The sequence below is a fragment of the Nautilia sp. PV-1 genome (genome assembly GCF_004006315.1).
Classification (GTDB): Bacteria; Campylobacterota; Campylobacteria; order Campylobacterales; family Nautiliaceae; genus Nautilia; species Nautilia profundicola_A.
On the sequence record NZ_CP026530.1, the window covers coordinates 1,234,748 to 1,249,831 of the forward strand.

Here is a 15,084-nt window from a genome sequence, read left to right on the forward strand (position 1 = left end):
AACAATGCCGAATAAAAAAGTACTAGTTGTAGACGACGATCCTATTAACAGAAAGCTGATCGTAAAAATACTTTCTAAAAAAGGTTTCGAGGCTATTGAAGCAGGCAACGGTGTTGAGGCTTTCAGTGTTTTAGAAAACAACGATATCAATATAATTCTTCTTGATATCGTTATGCCGGTAATGGACGGTATAGAATTTTTAAAAGAAATAAAAACGAAACCTGAATACATTAATTTGCCGATTATTATTTTAACTACTGACGACAGTAAAAAAATTGAAGCTATGTCTCTTGGCGCAAACGACGTTATTATTAAACCTATTTCGCCTGTAACTTTGCTCGAAACAATTGAAAAATACGTTTAATAGATTTTTATCTCATTATACAGGCTGTCCCTTTCTACGGGGATAAAGCCGCTGTCCTTAATTAAATTCACCAAATCGTTTAACTTCAGTCCGTTTGAAGATTCCGCTCCCGCAGCTGAATTTATAGATTCTTTTTCAATAGTACCGTCAATATCATTTGCTCCGTATTCCTGAGCCACAAGCGACAGATTAAGCGTAGTAGTAACCCAGTATGCTTTAATATTAGGTATGTTTTGAAGCAAAATTCTGCTTATTGCAATCGTTTTTAAAATTTCTACACCCGTTAAAAATTTCTTTACATTCAGGTAGTTGTTTTTTCTTTGATAAACCAATGGTATAAAAGCGTTAAATCCGCCGGTTTCATCCTGCAGTTTTTTAATTCTAAGCATATGGTCTATTCTGTGAATTCTCTCTTCAATATGCCCAAAAAGCATCGTAACATTTGATTTTTTACCCATTTTATGCCAAATTTTATGGATTTTAAACCAGTCGTCACTGCTGACTTTACCTTTGCAGATTTTAGCTCTTATCTTTTCATCAAATATTTCCGCTCCTCCTCCAGGCATGGAATCAACACCTGCAGACGCCATATCTGTTAAAACTTCCTCATATTTTTTATCGCTTAGTTCGCTAAAAAAATTCACTTCAGCTGCCGTAAAAGCTTTTATATGAATATCGGGCAGTTCTTTTCTGATTTCTTTAACTATATTCATATAATATTCATATCCTACTTCAGGATTATGAGCAGAAACCACATGAACTTCTTTTGCACCTTTTTTATAAGCGTTTTTTGCTATCTCAACACATTCGTCTATACTTAAAGTATAAGGATTAGGATTTTTTCTATGTGCGGAAAAAGCACAGAATTTGCATACATCTTTACAAATGTTGCTGGGATTAATATGTCTGTTTATATTAAAATAAGTTTTTTTACCGAATTTTTCCAATCTTATTTTTTGAGCTGCTTTTCCCGTTTCAGAAAGTGGCAAATCATACAGTTTTACCGCTTCTTCAGCACTTACACTGTTTTTCTCTAAAATTTTTTCCAATATTACACTCATTGCAACTCCACTATAAAATATTTTCGATAAAATAACATAAAAGGAGAGAAAATGCAACTGCAACAAATCATTTATACCTCCGAAAACGACCTTGAAATAGCAAAAGCCATAAAAAAAGAGATAAAAGAGTATCTAAACAGCATAAAGGTTGAAGGTGGAAAAGATTTTTTTGTTAAACACACGAAAAAAATGGACGAATTTGTCAGTCTGATATATAAATATATTCTAAAAAAAACTTTCCATGAATTTCAGCCGCCTTTGAATAATATTCCGATTTCAATAATTGCTTTAGGTTCATACGGAAGAGAACAGCTTTCAATATATTCCGATATCGATATTATGATCGTTTATAAAGATATAAAAGGCTATAATTTAAAAGAAATAATAGAACACTATATAACTATGCTTTGGGACTTGGGTCTTAAAATTGGACACAGGGTCCACGAGCTTAAAGACCTGTTTCCCGCAAGCAATGAAGATATAACCATTAAAACCGCCATGCTTGAAAGCAGGTTTATATACGGAAGCAAGTTTTTATGGTACGAAATACAAAACGAACTAAATAAAATAAGAAACTACAATAAAAAAGAATATATTCTTGCCAAATATGAAGAAATGCAGCAAAGACACAAAAAATACCCTATTTCTATGGAACCGAATATAAAAGACGGATTTGGAGGTATAAGGGATTCAAATACGCTACTTTGGATTAATAAAGTAATTTTTAATTATCCGAACAATTCTTACCTAGTGCCCAAATATGCCAGCGAGGAAGATTTTAAAGAATACAGAACATCTCTTGAGTTTTTATTTAAAGTTCGTGTTTTTTTACATATGGCCGCTAAGAAAAAAATCGACACGGTGCTGCTGACATATCAAAGAGACATCGCTTTAAAAATGGGATATACGGATTCTCCGAGATTAAAAGCGGAAAGAAAGTTCATAAAAGACCTTTTAAAAGCTTTATGGAGTATAAACACTTTCACATCAATTGTTATAAAAAAGATAATCAAACCGTATCTTTATAGATATTCTTATTCGAAAATGAAAGAAAACAGAATAAAAGAAGATTTTTATATATGTAATGACACAATTTACAGCAGACTGTGCAGCAATAAAACTTTTAAAGAAAACATTAAAATACTAATAGACGCCGATTATAAAAAATGCGATATCTCCATAGTGGCAAACTTAAAAGAAAAAAAATATGCTTTTACAAAAAAACTGAAAAAAGAGCTTTTTTATAAATCAAACCTCTATCCTCTTCTTTTTTCTTTATATAAATCCAAAAAACTTGAAAAAATTATCCCAGCATTTGAAAAAATCAAATACCTTGCACAGTTTGACGGGTATCATCAATATCCAGTAGACATACATTCATTATACACTGTTAAAGAAATTGAAACTTTAGAAGAATTTCAAAAAATGAATGAAACAGACAAAGCCATTTTAAGATTCACAGCCCTGTTTCATGATTTAGGCAAAGGCAGAATAGGAGACCATTCCATAGTCGGAGCAAAAATTGCAAAAGAATACGCTGAAAAATTCAATATACCTGAAAGCGATACTATTTTTAAACTGGTCAAATATCATACTCTTATGTCAAATACAGCCCAAAGGGAAGATATTCATAACGATAAAGTAATACTGTCGTTTGCTCAGATAGTGCAAAACGAAAGATTTTTAAATCTTTTGTATTTGCTTACAATAGCTGACATAAAAGCAGTAGGAATCGGTATTTTTACACCTTTTAAAGCTTCTTTGCTTAAAACTTTATACTTTAACACATTAAATGCCCTGGAAAACAGAGAGCTTATAAACGAAATAGCTCAGAGGAAAAGAAAAGAAAAACTGCTTGAATCCAAAGAAGATTTTAAATCATTGCCTAAATCTTTCCAAAAAAAAGTACTATCTTCACCTTCAAACCAGCTATTTTTACAAAATTCAGTAAATGAAATAATAAAACTTTTAGACTGGATAAAAGATACAGAAACATTTAAATATAAGTTTGAAAACGACAAACACCTCGTCGTCCATATTGCCAAAGAGGATTCGTTAAACTTTTCATTAGGATGGTTTTTGGACAAACTTTCCAAACTGCAATTAAATCACCTCTCTATATATAAAATTGGAAATATCAAATATTTTAAAATAGAGTTTAATGAAAAAGTAGAAGAGTTTGATCTTCCTATCATTGCAGAATATATTGAAAAAGCCTTTGGTGAAAAACTCAAATCCAAACATAAAATCTCTTTCAAACCCGAAGAATTCGAAATAGACTGCAATCACTCCCAAAACTATGCGGCTGTCAAACTCAAAACGAAAGACAAAAAAGGAATAGTCTCTACTATTATGCAGACTTTGGACGATTTTAACATAAGGGTTGAAGATGTTAAAATATCCACCCAGAAAAACATAGCAAGAGATCTGTTTATTATTTCAAAAGAAAATGGGTTCTGTAATAAAATAAACGATATCTTAAAAAGGCTCTGCGAATGAAAAAAAAGATACTTTTTATAATTGCGGCGATAATGATAATATCCACTCTTATCAGAACATTAATAATTACATATACTTTTTTAAATTTCTCAAATACTACTATTACAAACGAGGCAATTTTAATTAAAGACATTCTAACCGAAGTAAAAGACAAAAACAGATTTTTAGAAATTATCAGAAATTCACAGCATATTTTAGATGTCAAGTTCATACCTGAAAAAACCAAAACCGAATCCATATCGTTTAAAGAAAACAATAAAGCTTTCGAAGTAAAAATGCCTTTTAACGATTACGAAACACTGATTATTCTGTTTAACACCAAAGATTATTACAAAAAACTTTCAAATGCGATATATCAGCTGATTGCCATTGCGGTAATATCATTAATAGTAATAATATTGACAGTCAATTACTTCCTTACTCCATATCTGGAAATTCTTGAAAACGTCAGAAGATCAACAGCCAGTATTCTAAAAGGCAACTTTAATGACACCTTAGATACTAAATTAAAAGGTGAGGCCAAAGATTTCGTTGATTCATATAATACTTTTTTGAAAAAACTTAAAGACAGTTTCGGCGTGATTGAAGAAAAATACACCTCTTTAATAGAAAAAGAAAAATCAGACGATCCTTTAAACGACGCTAAAGAAACAATAGAACAGTTGGCTAATATATTTAAGTTTAAAAGACTTATAGAAGACGACAGCAGTTGCAATGATGTCTTTCAAAGACTTATCGACATATTAAACGGTTTTAATTTAAAACATTATGCATTAATAGGTATAGACAATAACGAAAAGAAAAGCACACTGATATACAAAAACGGTGATATATGCTGTAATGTCGAAAATGAATTTTTAGAATGCAGGGCTTACAGACTCAGAAAAATGATTAATTCAATGCAGTATCCAAAAATCTGCAAACTTCATACATGCGATAATGATTATATATGCATTCCATACAGCGCGGGAGGAAATTTTACCGGTATTTTAAAAATAAACATGACTAAAAACGATGAAGAACACATAAATAAAAACCTGCCTTATATTAAAGCTTATCTTAATGAGCTTTCAGCCATAATCGAGGCAAAATATACATTAGAACTGCTCCATAATCAGACTATCAAGGATCCGTTAACAAATACGTACAACAGAAGATATCTAGAAAACATTCTGCCTATGCTGATAAATAACGCAAAAAGAAGAAACGGAAAAATCGCTTTTTTAATGCTGGATATCGACTACTTTAAAAAAGTAAACGATACATACGGTCACAAAGCCGGAGATACCGTGTTAAAAACCATTTCCGATATTATAAAAAAATCAATAAGAAAAAGTGATATTCTGATAAGATACGGAGGCGAAGAGTTTTTAATAATTCTTCAAAACGTTAATGATTATGATGATATATATAAAGTAGCCGAAAAAATAAGATCATCTGTAGAGAAAACAAATATACATATAGACGAAAACATTATTCACAAAACCATAAGTATAGGCGTAAGTATATTCCCTGACAACTGCAGTGAGGGGAATGAATGTATAAAAGAAAGTGACATAGCTTTATACAAAGCTAAAGAAGAAGGAAGAAACAAAATAATATTTTATAAATCTAATCTTTAGTTTTTTTCTTTTTTTTACATTTGTTTTTCGTAGGAGCTGCAAACTGTATCAGATCTTCCGCAGTTTTAATCTCTTTAGGAAGTTTTTCTAGACTCATTAAAAATATTCTCGCTGTAGTTTTTGCATCACCCAGGGCCCTGTGATGAGTTTCTTCCGGAAGCTTTAATTCCTGCATTAAATACTTAAGTCCGTATCTTTCCGCCTGAAGAGTTTTTTGAGAAAGTGTCAGTGTACATAAAAACCTGTTTAAAAGCTCTCCCAAATTTTCCTTTTCAAACTGATGGGCCAGAAAATTGTAATCAAAATCAGCAGCGTGCGCAACAAAGACACTATCTCCTAAAAAAAGCCTGAATTTTCTCAATATTTCTTTTTGGCTTGCCTGTCCTCTTAACATTCTTTGGTTAATTCCTGTAACTCTTTCAACGTATTTAGGCACGTCATCGGCATAAATTAAAAATTCGAAAGTATCAGTTATTTTTAAATCTTTTATTTTAACCGCTCCGATTTCTATTACCTGCCCTTCTTTGGGTTTTGAATTATTCACTTCAATATCTACCACACAGTATTCTATCTGATCATATGGCAAAACAGCGGTTTTTAATATAACAATATCATCTTCTACAATTAAAGGAAGACCTTGAAACTTTAAAAAGTCAATTGCGTTTTCAAAGCTGAAATCCGGATAATATTCTGAAATAAACTGTAAAAATTCTTTTTTTTCAATCCCGTTTTTAAGTTTTTCAATTATTTTTTGTTTCATTTCCGACTTTTTGCTGAAATTATATCATAAACACTGTTTACAGAATATATTTATATATAAGTTAAAAAAAGCAAAATTACGGATCATAAAAATTGCAATACATATTATTTATTTATAATCTAATAATAATAAACATAAAAAAATATATATAAAAATTCACTATTATAAAGTAATCTTTTTTCACTTGGCACTTTTGAGACACTTTTTTTAATTACAATACTAAAGAGAAAAAAATCCTCAAGGAGCAAAAATGAAAAAAGCACTTACAGCTGGGTTAAGCGTAGCGGCGATTGCAAGTTTTGCATTTGCAGCAAACAGCTTAGATTCAAACCCAAATTACCAAAAGCTTAAAAACTTTAAACCTAAAGGTGTAAGTAACGATCAATGTTTAATGTGTCATAAAGCTCAAGATCCTGGAATCGTAGCTGACTGGCAACACTCTAAACACGCAAAAGTTGGTGTAGGATGTGTACAATGTCACGTTGTACCAAAAGATTATCCTACTGCATTCAAAGCTCACCCAATGCAAGGAAGCAACTGGACTGTACAAATCGCAGTATCTTCAGTTACTTGTGCAAAATGTCACGCAAAAGAAGTTACTGAATACTTAAATTCAGGACATGCAAGAGGTGCGGCTCAATGGCTAGCTGGTAACGGCAGTAAACATGGTTACCTAATGAGTAAACTAGCTTATCACTTCGAAAGTTTAAAAGGTGCCAATCCAACTGCTGGTGTAAGCGGTAAAAAAATGGAAAAAGGAATTAGAACTGACGGTTCAGTATTCCAAGCTAATGGCAAAAATCCAAGAACAGCAAACCTAAATGTTGCAAATATTTGTATTCAATGTCATGGTACTGTAGTTAAACTTGATAAAGAAGGTAGACCTGATGCTGCAACTTGGCCAAGCGACGGTATTGCGGCACTTTATCCAGACGGTGGTGTTGGTAACTGTCTTGCATGTCACAGCAGACATAAATTCTCAGCTGCTGAAGCTAGAAACCCTGCAGCATGTACAAACTGTCACTTAGGACCTGACCATCCGGATAAAGAAGTATTCGAATCTTCAGTTCACGGTCACGTATATGATACAAATGAAGAAGATTACAACTTTGAATCTGATAAAATCATCCCAGGTAAAACTGTTAGAGGTGCAACTTGTTTCGTATGTCACATGGGTGCAATTGGTGGAAACAAAGCAACTCACAACGTTTCACTTAGACTTAAATGGAACTTATGGGCACCTGCTAGTTTCTTAAGAACTGGCGGAGCAGAAACAGCTGGTTGGGCATTCTGGAAAGGTGCTGGTAAAGTTGAATGGGGTAAAACAGTAATTAGAGGTAACGCTAAAGCTGGTAACCCTCAAGGACCTGAAGCTGCTAGAGCAGAAATGAAAAAAGTTTGTATGGTATGTCACGAAGCTACATTTACTAACAACTACTTCCAAAGAGTAGATGCAGCTGTAACTGTATACAATCAATATAAAGCATTCGCAACTAAAATGCTTAAAGACCTTAAAGCTAAAGGTTTAATGAAATCTGACGTATGGAGCGATCCATTCTTCAAACTATACTACTACCTATGGCATCATGAAGGTAGAAGATTTAGACAAGGTGCAGCAATGGGATCACCTGACTATGCTCACTGGCATGGTGTATTCCAGGTAATGCAGGATATCAGAGAAATGAAAGATATCTATGACTACAGAATGAAACTATACAAAAAATACGGTAGCGGAAAAGCAGCTCTTGAGCATGAAGTTCCTATGCCTGTAGTAACTCACGAATAATATTTCTTCTTCTCCCTTTTTGGGAGTTATATTTAAATACATAACAAAGTGTCTGTCACTTAAAATAGAAACGAATCTTTTAATCTAATAATAAATAATAATTGCTTTAGTAATTTTCAACAATTAAAGCAATTTTTTATATATGGACTCTTTCATATATTAAAAATAATCCTATATAACGTTTTATATGCACCCTAAATACGTATACCAGAAACATATATTATAATCTTATTTTTAACTCACAACACAAACGAAAGCACTTAAAATTTCTTTAACCTATATTGGTGACTGACACTATTTTAAAACAAAAACTCTCAAACAAAAAGTTTGAGAGAATATTATTATTTTTTACCGTATTTTTCAGCGTCAGCTTTGATCTCTTTTTCGCTCATTTGTTTAGCGATGTTAACCATCATTTGGTTACCTTTACCTGCTTTGAATTCTTTCATTTTTGCTTCAATTTGTGCAGGTGTTAAAGTGTCAAGTTTTTTAGCCATTCCGCCGTTGTGGCACATTGCACAGTTTTGTCCTGCAAATGCAAACCCAGCTACTGCTAATACTGCTAATAATTTTTTCATAAAAGCTCCTTTTTTGTGATTTAAAGTGATATTATAATATAAAAACATTAAATTTTACAAAAATAATACAAATACCTATCTGTTATTATATTTTTTTATAACCTGTTTTAATAATTTAAAAAACGTATTTTTATCTCTTGCACCTATTATTTTATAAAATATTTTTCCGTCAGGAGTTATAAACAGTATCGAAGGAGCCACTTCATTAAAATATTTTGCAAAAGCAAAAGGAACTTTTTCTTTATCAACCATATAAAAAGCCGGAATAAAGTTATCATTGATAAATGCGGCTATTTGTGAATCCTGATAAACAATATCATATAGATATTGGCACGGAGGACATCCCGTTTTGCTTATATCAACCATTATAAGCTTATTATTTTTTTTAGCCAGCCTAAAAATATGTTTTGCATTTTTCAGCCATTTTACTTTATGAGGAAGTTCTTTAGGATTTGTAGTTAGTATGGTATGCATATCTGCATGATTCATAAAACCTATATTAGCACCATATATTGATACAAAAAAAATAAAAAATAATAATTTCTTCATATCTTAAATCGCTTTAAATAAAATATATATACCAACACCCATTAACAGCAAACCTGAAATTTTTTCAATTATACCCATGTAATTTTTCATTTTTTCAATCAGTTTCATACTCCAAACCGTAAATAAAGCCATTAATATAAACGGAGTAGCCAGACCGAGCGTATAAAGAACCATCATTGAGATAGCTTTTCCCGGTTCAGTTGCCGCCATTCCGATTATAGTTCCAAAAATAGGCCCTATACACGGAGTCCATCCGAATGCAAAAGAAAATCCGAGTAAAAACGCGCCGGCATTTTGAAGATTTAGTCTTTTTTCATACTGCATAAATCTGAATTTTATAAATCCGGCAACATTTATACCGAATAATATAATAATTAATGCCATTAAAATATTTACCCATTTATAAGCAAAAATATTGCCTATTAAATTTGCGCTTGCCGCACCAATTAATATAAACACCGATGCAAACCCCGCAATAAACAAAGCGGAATTTATAAATATTTTTATTCTTTCTTTTGAAGTAAGTTCTTTTTCTTTAATTTCTTTGGCGCTGATACCCGTTATATAGAAAAAATAAATAGGCACAAGCGGCAATACGCAGGGAGATAGAAATGATAAAAGGCCGGCAATATAACTGACTATAAATGGCATTTTGTCAAAATAATCAAACAGTTGAAAAGTTAAATGCTCCATTATCTGTTTCCTTTAACGATTTGTTTTAGTACGCTTAAAAAATTTTCATAACTTGTGGCACCGTAAACGCCTCTTATAAATTTGCCGTCAGCCGTATAAAACTGAATTGCCGGAGTAAAATTAAAAAAGTGTTTTCTGAATTTTTCAGGTATGTTGTCAGTATCCGCATAATAATCGACTAATACGAAATTTTTCAGCAATATATCTTTAACCTCTTTACCGCTCATTACATTCTGCTTCATAAAATCACACGGCGGGCAGTCATGTTTGCTGATGTCAACCATTACAAGCTTGTGCTCTTTTTTTGCAACATTAAACGCTTTTTGATAATCCGAATACCAATTCAGGTTTTGGGCAAATAAAAACACGGAAATAAATAAAAAAATTAACTTTTTCATTATTTTTCCTTTATGATTTTTTGTGCTAACTCATAAGAATTTTTAATACAGTCATTAAAGCTTACACCATTATAAGCATTTCCTATTAAATAAACATTAACATTTTTAGCCTCATTCATAATTTCTTCAACCAGTTTTTGATGTCCTAAAGAATAATTAGGTATTGCATTTTTATGCATTTTTATCCATTTAATTTTCGGTTTTGCGTTTTTAATTATCTCATAAATATCTTTTTCTGCAATATTTATTATCTCTCCCTCACTCATATCTTTTATTTCAGGATATCTTGCTCCTCCAACCATCACACGGATACCGTTTCTGTTTGGAAAAATATATTTATCCATTAAAATACCCAGTGTTTTATTCTCAACCGTAAGAATTCCGAAGCACACAGGAGATATGCTTTCATAATCAAAACCTACAATTGCCACGGGATTATAAGGTATTTTATTCAGCAGAGCGCTTAATTTATTATATTTGCTTAATATTTCAGCCGCGCTGTATGCAGGTGTGGCTATAACTACTTTATCAAAATCTTTAAGTTCGTCTATGTCTTTGATCTCTTTTTTAACAAATTCGGCTTTTGTTTTTTCTTTTAGTTTCTCTATCATTTCGCTCATACCGTGTTCAAATGAATGAAGCTCCCCAGTAGGCTGACCTCCTCTTTTTAATTTAATCATTCCTTTAAAAAGCGAACCGTATTCGCATTCTATTTTTTTAAGTTTCGGAAACGCTGCATTCATGGAAGTAATTTCCGGAGTTGATGCGTATATGCCGGCCAGCATAGGAGTCATCATTCTTCTTGTAAACTCAGCGCCTAATCTTCTGGTGGCAAACTCGGCAACCGTTTCTTCCCTGTCACAAACCGGTTTTTTGAAAAACTCCATAGCAACTTCAAACTTCCCTTTCCATGAGAGAATATCGCTTGTAATAAAATCAAACGGTTTAAGAGGTATTTTTATAAGTTTGTTATCGTATATGTATCTTATTTTGGAGTTGTCGTTGGCTTTAATAGGTGTAATGCCGATTTCATCACAAAGCTCCATTGTTTTTGGAGAATTGTTCAAAAACCCGTTAACCCCTTCTTCCATTAAATAATCGCCGACTTTCGCCGTATAAGCTTTACCTCCCCATTTTTCTTTTTCAAAAACGGTTATTTCAAAATCGTTTTGTAAATAATATGCAAGACTAAGTCCGCTGATTCCTCCGCCTACTATTGCTACTTTCATTTTACTCTCCATTTAATTTTTTTCTTTTTATAAATATAACTATACCAAACAAAATCATAAAAAAGCTTAAAATCTCACCCATTGTAAAATGCCCTATTATAAACCCGAGCTGTGGATCGGGTTCTCTGAACATCTCACAAAAACTTCTGAAAACCCCATACAAAATCATATAAAGCCCTATAAGCTCGCCTTTGTTTTTGTACCATTTTTTATAATAAATATAAATAAGGACAAACGTTAAAAAACCTTCGAAAAACGCTTCATAAATACCGATAGGATGTCTTAAAGCTCCGTCAATATACACACCCCACGGCACATCGGTAACTCTTCCGACTATTCTGCCGTTTAAAAAATTGCCAATTCTTCCGAATATATATCCTATAGGAATAGCAAGTGCGGCTATATCAAGTATTTTCCACATATCCGCTTTTTTTATTTTCCAGAAAAGATATGTAGCTATCGCGAATCCTATAACCGCCCCGTGGTAACTCATACCGGATATCCCGACAAACCGCCCGTTTGAAAAAGGATTAAACATCTCCCACGGATGCAGAAGATAATATCCGTTATTAGGAACGTAAAATATAAAATACCCTATTCTCGCACCCAGTATAATTCCGACTTCCGCCCATACGAAATAATCGTCTATTATTTTTTTGTCTATTCCTTCTTTTTCAGCAAATTTTACCGCCGCATAGTATCCGGTAACCAGCGCCAAAACGTACATTATACCGTACCAGTGGACTTTAAAGACACCTAAATCAAATGCAACGGGATTAAAATGGGAATATATATGCTGCCAATAATCAAACATATCAAAAATACCTTTTATTCAATAAACTATATGATTTTAATTTAAAAAATTATAACACAAATATTTTCTTCATATTTTTTTTATTTTGATTAAAAAAATTTATTATTTTGATTTATTTAACTAATTTATCTGCAACCGTTCTTCTTGACATAATTCAAATAGTATGATAAATTGCACTTCAAAAAGGAACTGCTTTGTTTAAGTTTTCCGATACGTCCGATATGTGTATAAAATGCGGAAAATGTATTCCGGGCTGTACGATTCACAGAATAAATCCTGACGAAACAACTTCTCCCCGCGGATTTTTAGACCTGCTTAAAGGTGTGGAAGAAGGAGAAATAGAACTCGATAAAAACGCAAAAGACATATTTGAGAGCTGTTTTTTATGCAACCAGTGCGTAGAAGTCTGCCCTAATTCTCTTCCGACGGATTTTATGATTGAAAACGTCAGGAAAAAAATCGCCGACAAATACGGAATAGCGTTTTTTAAAAGAGCATTTTTCTTTCTGCTTAAACACAGATGGGCATATGATATCGTAAGCAAACTGGGCTTTATGTTCCAGACATGCGGATTTAAAATAGAAGCCGACAAAAACGCAATGAGAAGCCGTTTTAATATCCCTATGCTTAAAAAAGGAAGACTTCTGCCTTCTATGAAACAGACTTCATTTTTAAAAAAATACCCGGAACAAATACCTGCCAAAAACCCTAAAAAAAGAGTGGCTATATTTATCGGATGTATGGCAAACTACAATTATACAGAAGTAGGTGACGCACTTATCAGTATTTTAAAATTCCTTGACATTGACATATTCATACCTAAAAAACAGCTCTGCTGCGGTGCTCCGGCGTATTTTACGGGTGATTTTAAGACTGTTGACGAACTGGTAAGATACAATATAGAATATTTTGAAAGCTTCATCGACGAAGTGGACGCCATTATCGTTCCGGAAGCCACATGTACCGCAATGCTGAAAAAAGACTATGAAGAGTATATCCACGCACATATGGATGAAATCTGGACTGAAAGACACAGAAAAATAAAAGCCAAAATATTCGGAACAACCGAATGGCTTTATAAACACACAGACCTTAAAGCAAAACTTGCAAATAAGCAAAAACAGCCTGAAGTTATCACATATCACAACTCATGCCATTTCGGAAGGGTTTTCAATATAAAAAAAGAACCGAGAGATTTACTGACACAGGTATATCAGATTAATGAAATGAGCGATCCTGATATGTGCTGCGGATTCGGAGGCATTACTATCCAGACCGAAAAATTCGACCTGGCCGTAAAAGCCGGACAGAAAAAAGCCGAAATCATTAAAGCCGTGGATGCGGATATTGTAAGCGCAGAATGTAGCGCATGCAGAATGCAGATAACAGAACAGCTTGATAAAGCCGGAGACAGTAAAATATTCAAACACCCTCTTGAGCTTATCGCAAAAGCGATAAATGAAGAATAATTAAACTTTCTGGAAAAATATTGCTTTGAGAAAACATCTGCAGCGTAACGGTCGAAATTTCTGTGAAATTTCGGGAACCGTAGCGAATCCGTTTGAAAAAAGTATTTTTTTTCAGTAACAGAAATTATAAAATTATCATAATATTCACTGAAAAAAACGGTTTAATTTTCCATTAAATTACACCACTTTTATAAATTTATCCTCTTTTTCTTTCACGTTTCCTATAATTTTTGCAAAAACACCTTCGTTTTGCGCTCTTTTTAGATATTCTTCCGCTTTTTCCTGAGGTAGACTTATTAAAAGTCCTCCGCTTGTCTGGGCATCAAACAGAATCATCTGCTCTTCAAAACTCAGCTCTTTAACAAATTCCACATATTTTTCTACAAAAATCTGGTTGTTGTAGCTTCCGGCAGGTATAATACCCATGCTTGCCTGATTGATCGCTTCTTTAATAAACGGCACTTTTTCAAACTCCACTTCAATTGTGAATTTTTTACCGCTCATTTCATAAAGATGTCCCAAAAGTCCGAAACCGGTAACGTCGGTCATGGCGTTTACTCCTATTTCCCTGGCTATAATGCTCGCTTTGAAATTCAGGGTTCTTAATATTTCGGCTACTTCGCTCGCAATTTCGTCACTTACCAGATCCGCTTTTATAGCGGTTGTAAGAATACCCATTCCGAGAGGTTTTGTAAGTATTATTACGTCATCTTTTTCTAAAGTGTTGTTTCTTATCATTTTATCAGGATGTACCACTCCCGTCACACTAAGGCCGTACAGCATTTCCGGCGTTTCTATGGTGTGTCCTCCGGCAAGTACTCCTCCGCACTCTTTTATTTTGTCTTCACCGCCTCTTAAAATCTCTTTTAATATTTCCCTGGAATGATGACAAGAATCAAACCCTACAAGATTAAGTGCCGTTTTAACGTCTCCTCCCATTGCAAACACGTCGCTTAACGAATTAGCCGCCGCAATCTGTCCGTAAACAAAAGGATCGTCAACCACGGGAGTAATAAAATCAACCGTCTGAACAAGCGCAATATCATCTGTTATTTTATAAATGCTCGCATCTTCATTGCCTTCGAATCCCACAAGCAGGTTTTTATGTCTTCCCTCCAAGGTGCATGTTGTGTCGTTTAGCTCCTCCGGAGCCAGTTTGCCCGCTCAGCCGGCCGCTCTGACATATTTTGTAAGTTTTGCCTCATTGTTTAATTTCAGCATTAAAGACCTTTTTATTTTTATTCGAATTTAAGCATAAAAAA

The 15,084-nt window shown here is 33.2% G+C and carries 14 protein-coding genes; 5 read left to right on the forward strand and 9 right to left on the reverse strand.

Features of this window, described 5'->3' with window-relative positions:
* Positions 1 to 4 precede the first annotated feature (4 nt).
* A complete protein-coding gene (locus C3L23_RS06690) occupies positions 5 to 364 on the forward strand; it encodes a response regulator (RefSeq protein WP_127681102.1) in 360 nt (119 codons plus the stop codon).
* Here the strand turns inward: C3L23_RS06690 and mqnE are convergent.
* Entirely contained in the window at positions 361 to 1,425 is a 1,065-nt protein-coding gene (gene mqnE / locus C3L23_RS06695; RefSeq protein ID WP_127681104.1) for an aminofutalosine synthase MqnE, read from the reverse strand. The genes C3L23_RS06690 and mqnE overlap by 4 nt on opposite strands.
* 51 nt (positions 1,426 to 1,476) lie before the next feature.
* Between mqnE and C3L23_RS06700 the strand changes: the two genes are divergently transcribed.
* Complete coding sequence (locus C3L23_RS06700) at positions 1,477 to 3,924, forward strand: HD domain-containing protein (RefSeq protein WP_127681106.1); 2,448 nt, start codon at positions 1,477 to 1,479, stop codon at positions 3,922 to 3,924.
* Positions 3,921 to 5,546 (forward strand): GGDEF domain-containing protein, encoded by a 1,626-nt coding sequence (locus C3L23_RS06705; protein ID WP_127681108.1) that lies wholly within the window; start codon positions 3,921 to 3,923, stop codon positions 5,544 to 5,546. The genes C3L23_RS06700 and C3L23_RS06705 overlap by 4 nt, the downstream gene beginning before the upstream one ends.
* Here the strand turns inward: C3L23_RS06705 and C3L23_RS06710 are convergent.
* Positions 5,536 to 6,306: a 3'-5' exonuclease gene (locus C3L23_RS06710; RefSeq protein ID WP_127681110.1), complete on the reverse strand. Its 771-nt coding sequence runs from the start codon at positions 6,304 to 6,306 to the stop codon at positions 5,536 to 5,538. The two genes, C3L23_RS06705 and C3L23_RS06710, sit on opposite strands and share 11 nt — an antisense overlap.
* 250 nt (positions 6,307 to 6,556) lie before the next feature.
* Here C3L23_RS06710 and C3L23_RS06715 point away from each other — a divergent pair, with 250 nt between their 5' ends.
* Positions 6,557 to 8,092: a multiheme c-type cytochrome gene (locus C3L23_RS06715; protein WP_127681112.1), complete on the forward strand. Its 1,536-nt coding sequence runs from the start codon at positions 6,557 to 6,559 to the stop codon at positions 8,090 to 8,092.
* Between the two features lie 341 nt (positions 8,093 to 8,433).
* Here the strand turns inward: C3L23_RS06715 and C3L23_RS06720 are convergent, their stop codons facing one another.
* From C3L23_RS06720 to lgt, 6 genes are all read right to left on the reverse strand, one after another.
* Complete coding sequence (locus C3L23_RS06720; protein ID WP_127681114.1) at positions 8,434 to 8,670, reverse strand: c-type cytochrome; 237 nt, start codon at positions 8,668 to 8,670, stop codon at positions 8,434 to 8,436.
* 75 nt (positions 8,671 to 8,745) lie between these two features.
* A complete protein-coding gene (locus tag C3L23_RS06725; RefSeq protein WP_127681116.1) occupies positions 8,746 to 9,219 on the reverse strand; it encodes a DUF255 domain-containing protein in 474 nt (157 codons plus the stop codon).
* A 3-nt stretch (positions 9,220 to 9,222) separates the two neighbouring features.
* Complete coding sequence (locus C3L23_RS06730; RefSeq protein WP_127681118.1) at positions 9,223 to 9,912, reverse strand: cytochrome c biogenesis CcdA family protein; 690 nt, start codon at positions 9,910 to 9,912, stop codon at positions 9,223 to 9,225.
* On the reverse strand, positions 9,912 to 10,310 hold the full coding sequence (locus C3L23_RS06735; protein ID WP_127681120.1) for a thioredoxin family protein: 399 nt from the start codon (positions 10,308 to 10,310) through the stop codon (positions 9,912 to 9,914). Before C3L23_RS06735 ends, C3L23_RS06730 begins: the two co-directional genes overlap by 1 nt.
* Positions 10,310 to 11,539: a protoporphyrinogen oxidase gene (hemG, locus tag C3L23_RS06740; protein WP_127681122.1), complete on the reverse strand. Its 1,230-nt coding sequence runs from the start codon at positions 11,537 to 11,539 to the stop codon at positions 10,310 to 10,312. The genes C3L23_RS06735 and hemG overlap by 1 nt, the downstream gene beginning before the upstream one ends.
* 1 nt (position 11,540) lies before the next feature.
* Entirely contained in the window at positions 11,541 to 12,353 is an 813-nt protein-coding gene (gene lgt, locus C3L23_RS06745) for a prolipoprotein diacylglyceryl transferase (RefSeq protein ID WP_127681124.1), read from the reverse strand.
* A gap of 194 nt (positions 12,354 to 12,547) precedes the next feature.
* Here lgt and C3L23_RS06750 point away from each other — a divergent pair, with 194 nt between their 5' ends.
* On the forward strand, positions 12,548 to 13,822 hold the full coding sequence (locus C3L23_RS06750; protein ID WP_127681125.1) for a (Fe-S)-binding protein: 1,275 nt from the start codon (positions 12,548 to 12,550) through the stop codon (positions 13,820 to 13,822).
* Between the two features lie 177 nt (positions 13,823 to 13,999).
* On the opposite strand, the gene selD is transcribed toward C3L23_RS06750, so the two are convergent.
* Positions 14,000 to 15,043 (reverse strand): selenide, water dikinase SelD, encoded by a 1,044-nt coding sequence (gene selD / locus C3L23_RS06755; protein WP_127681126.1) that lies wholly within the window; start codon positions 15,041 to 15,043, stop codon positions 14,000 to 14,002.
* Positions 15,044 to 15,084: the final 41 nt, after the last annotated feature.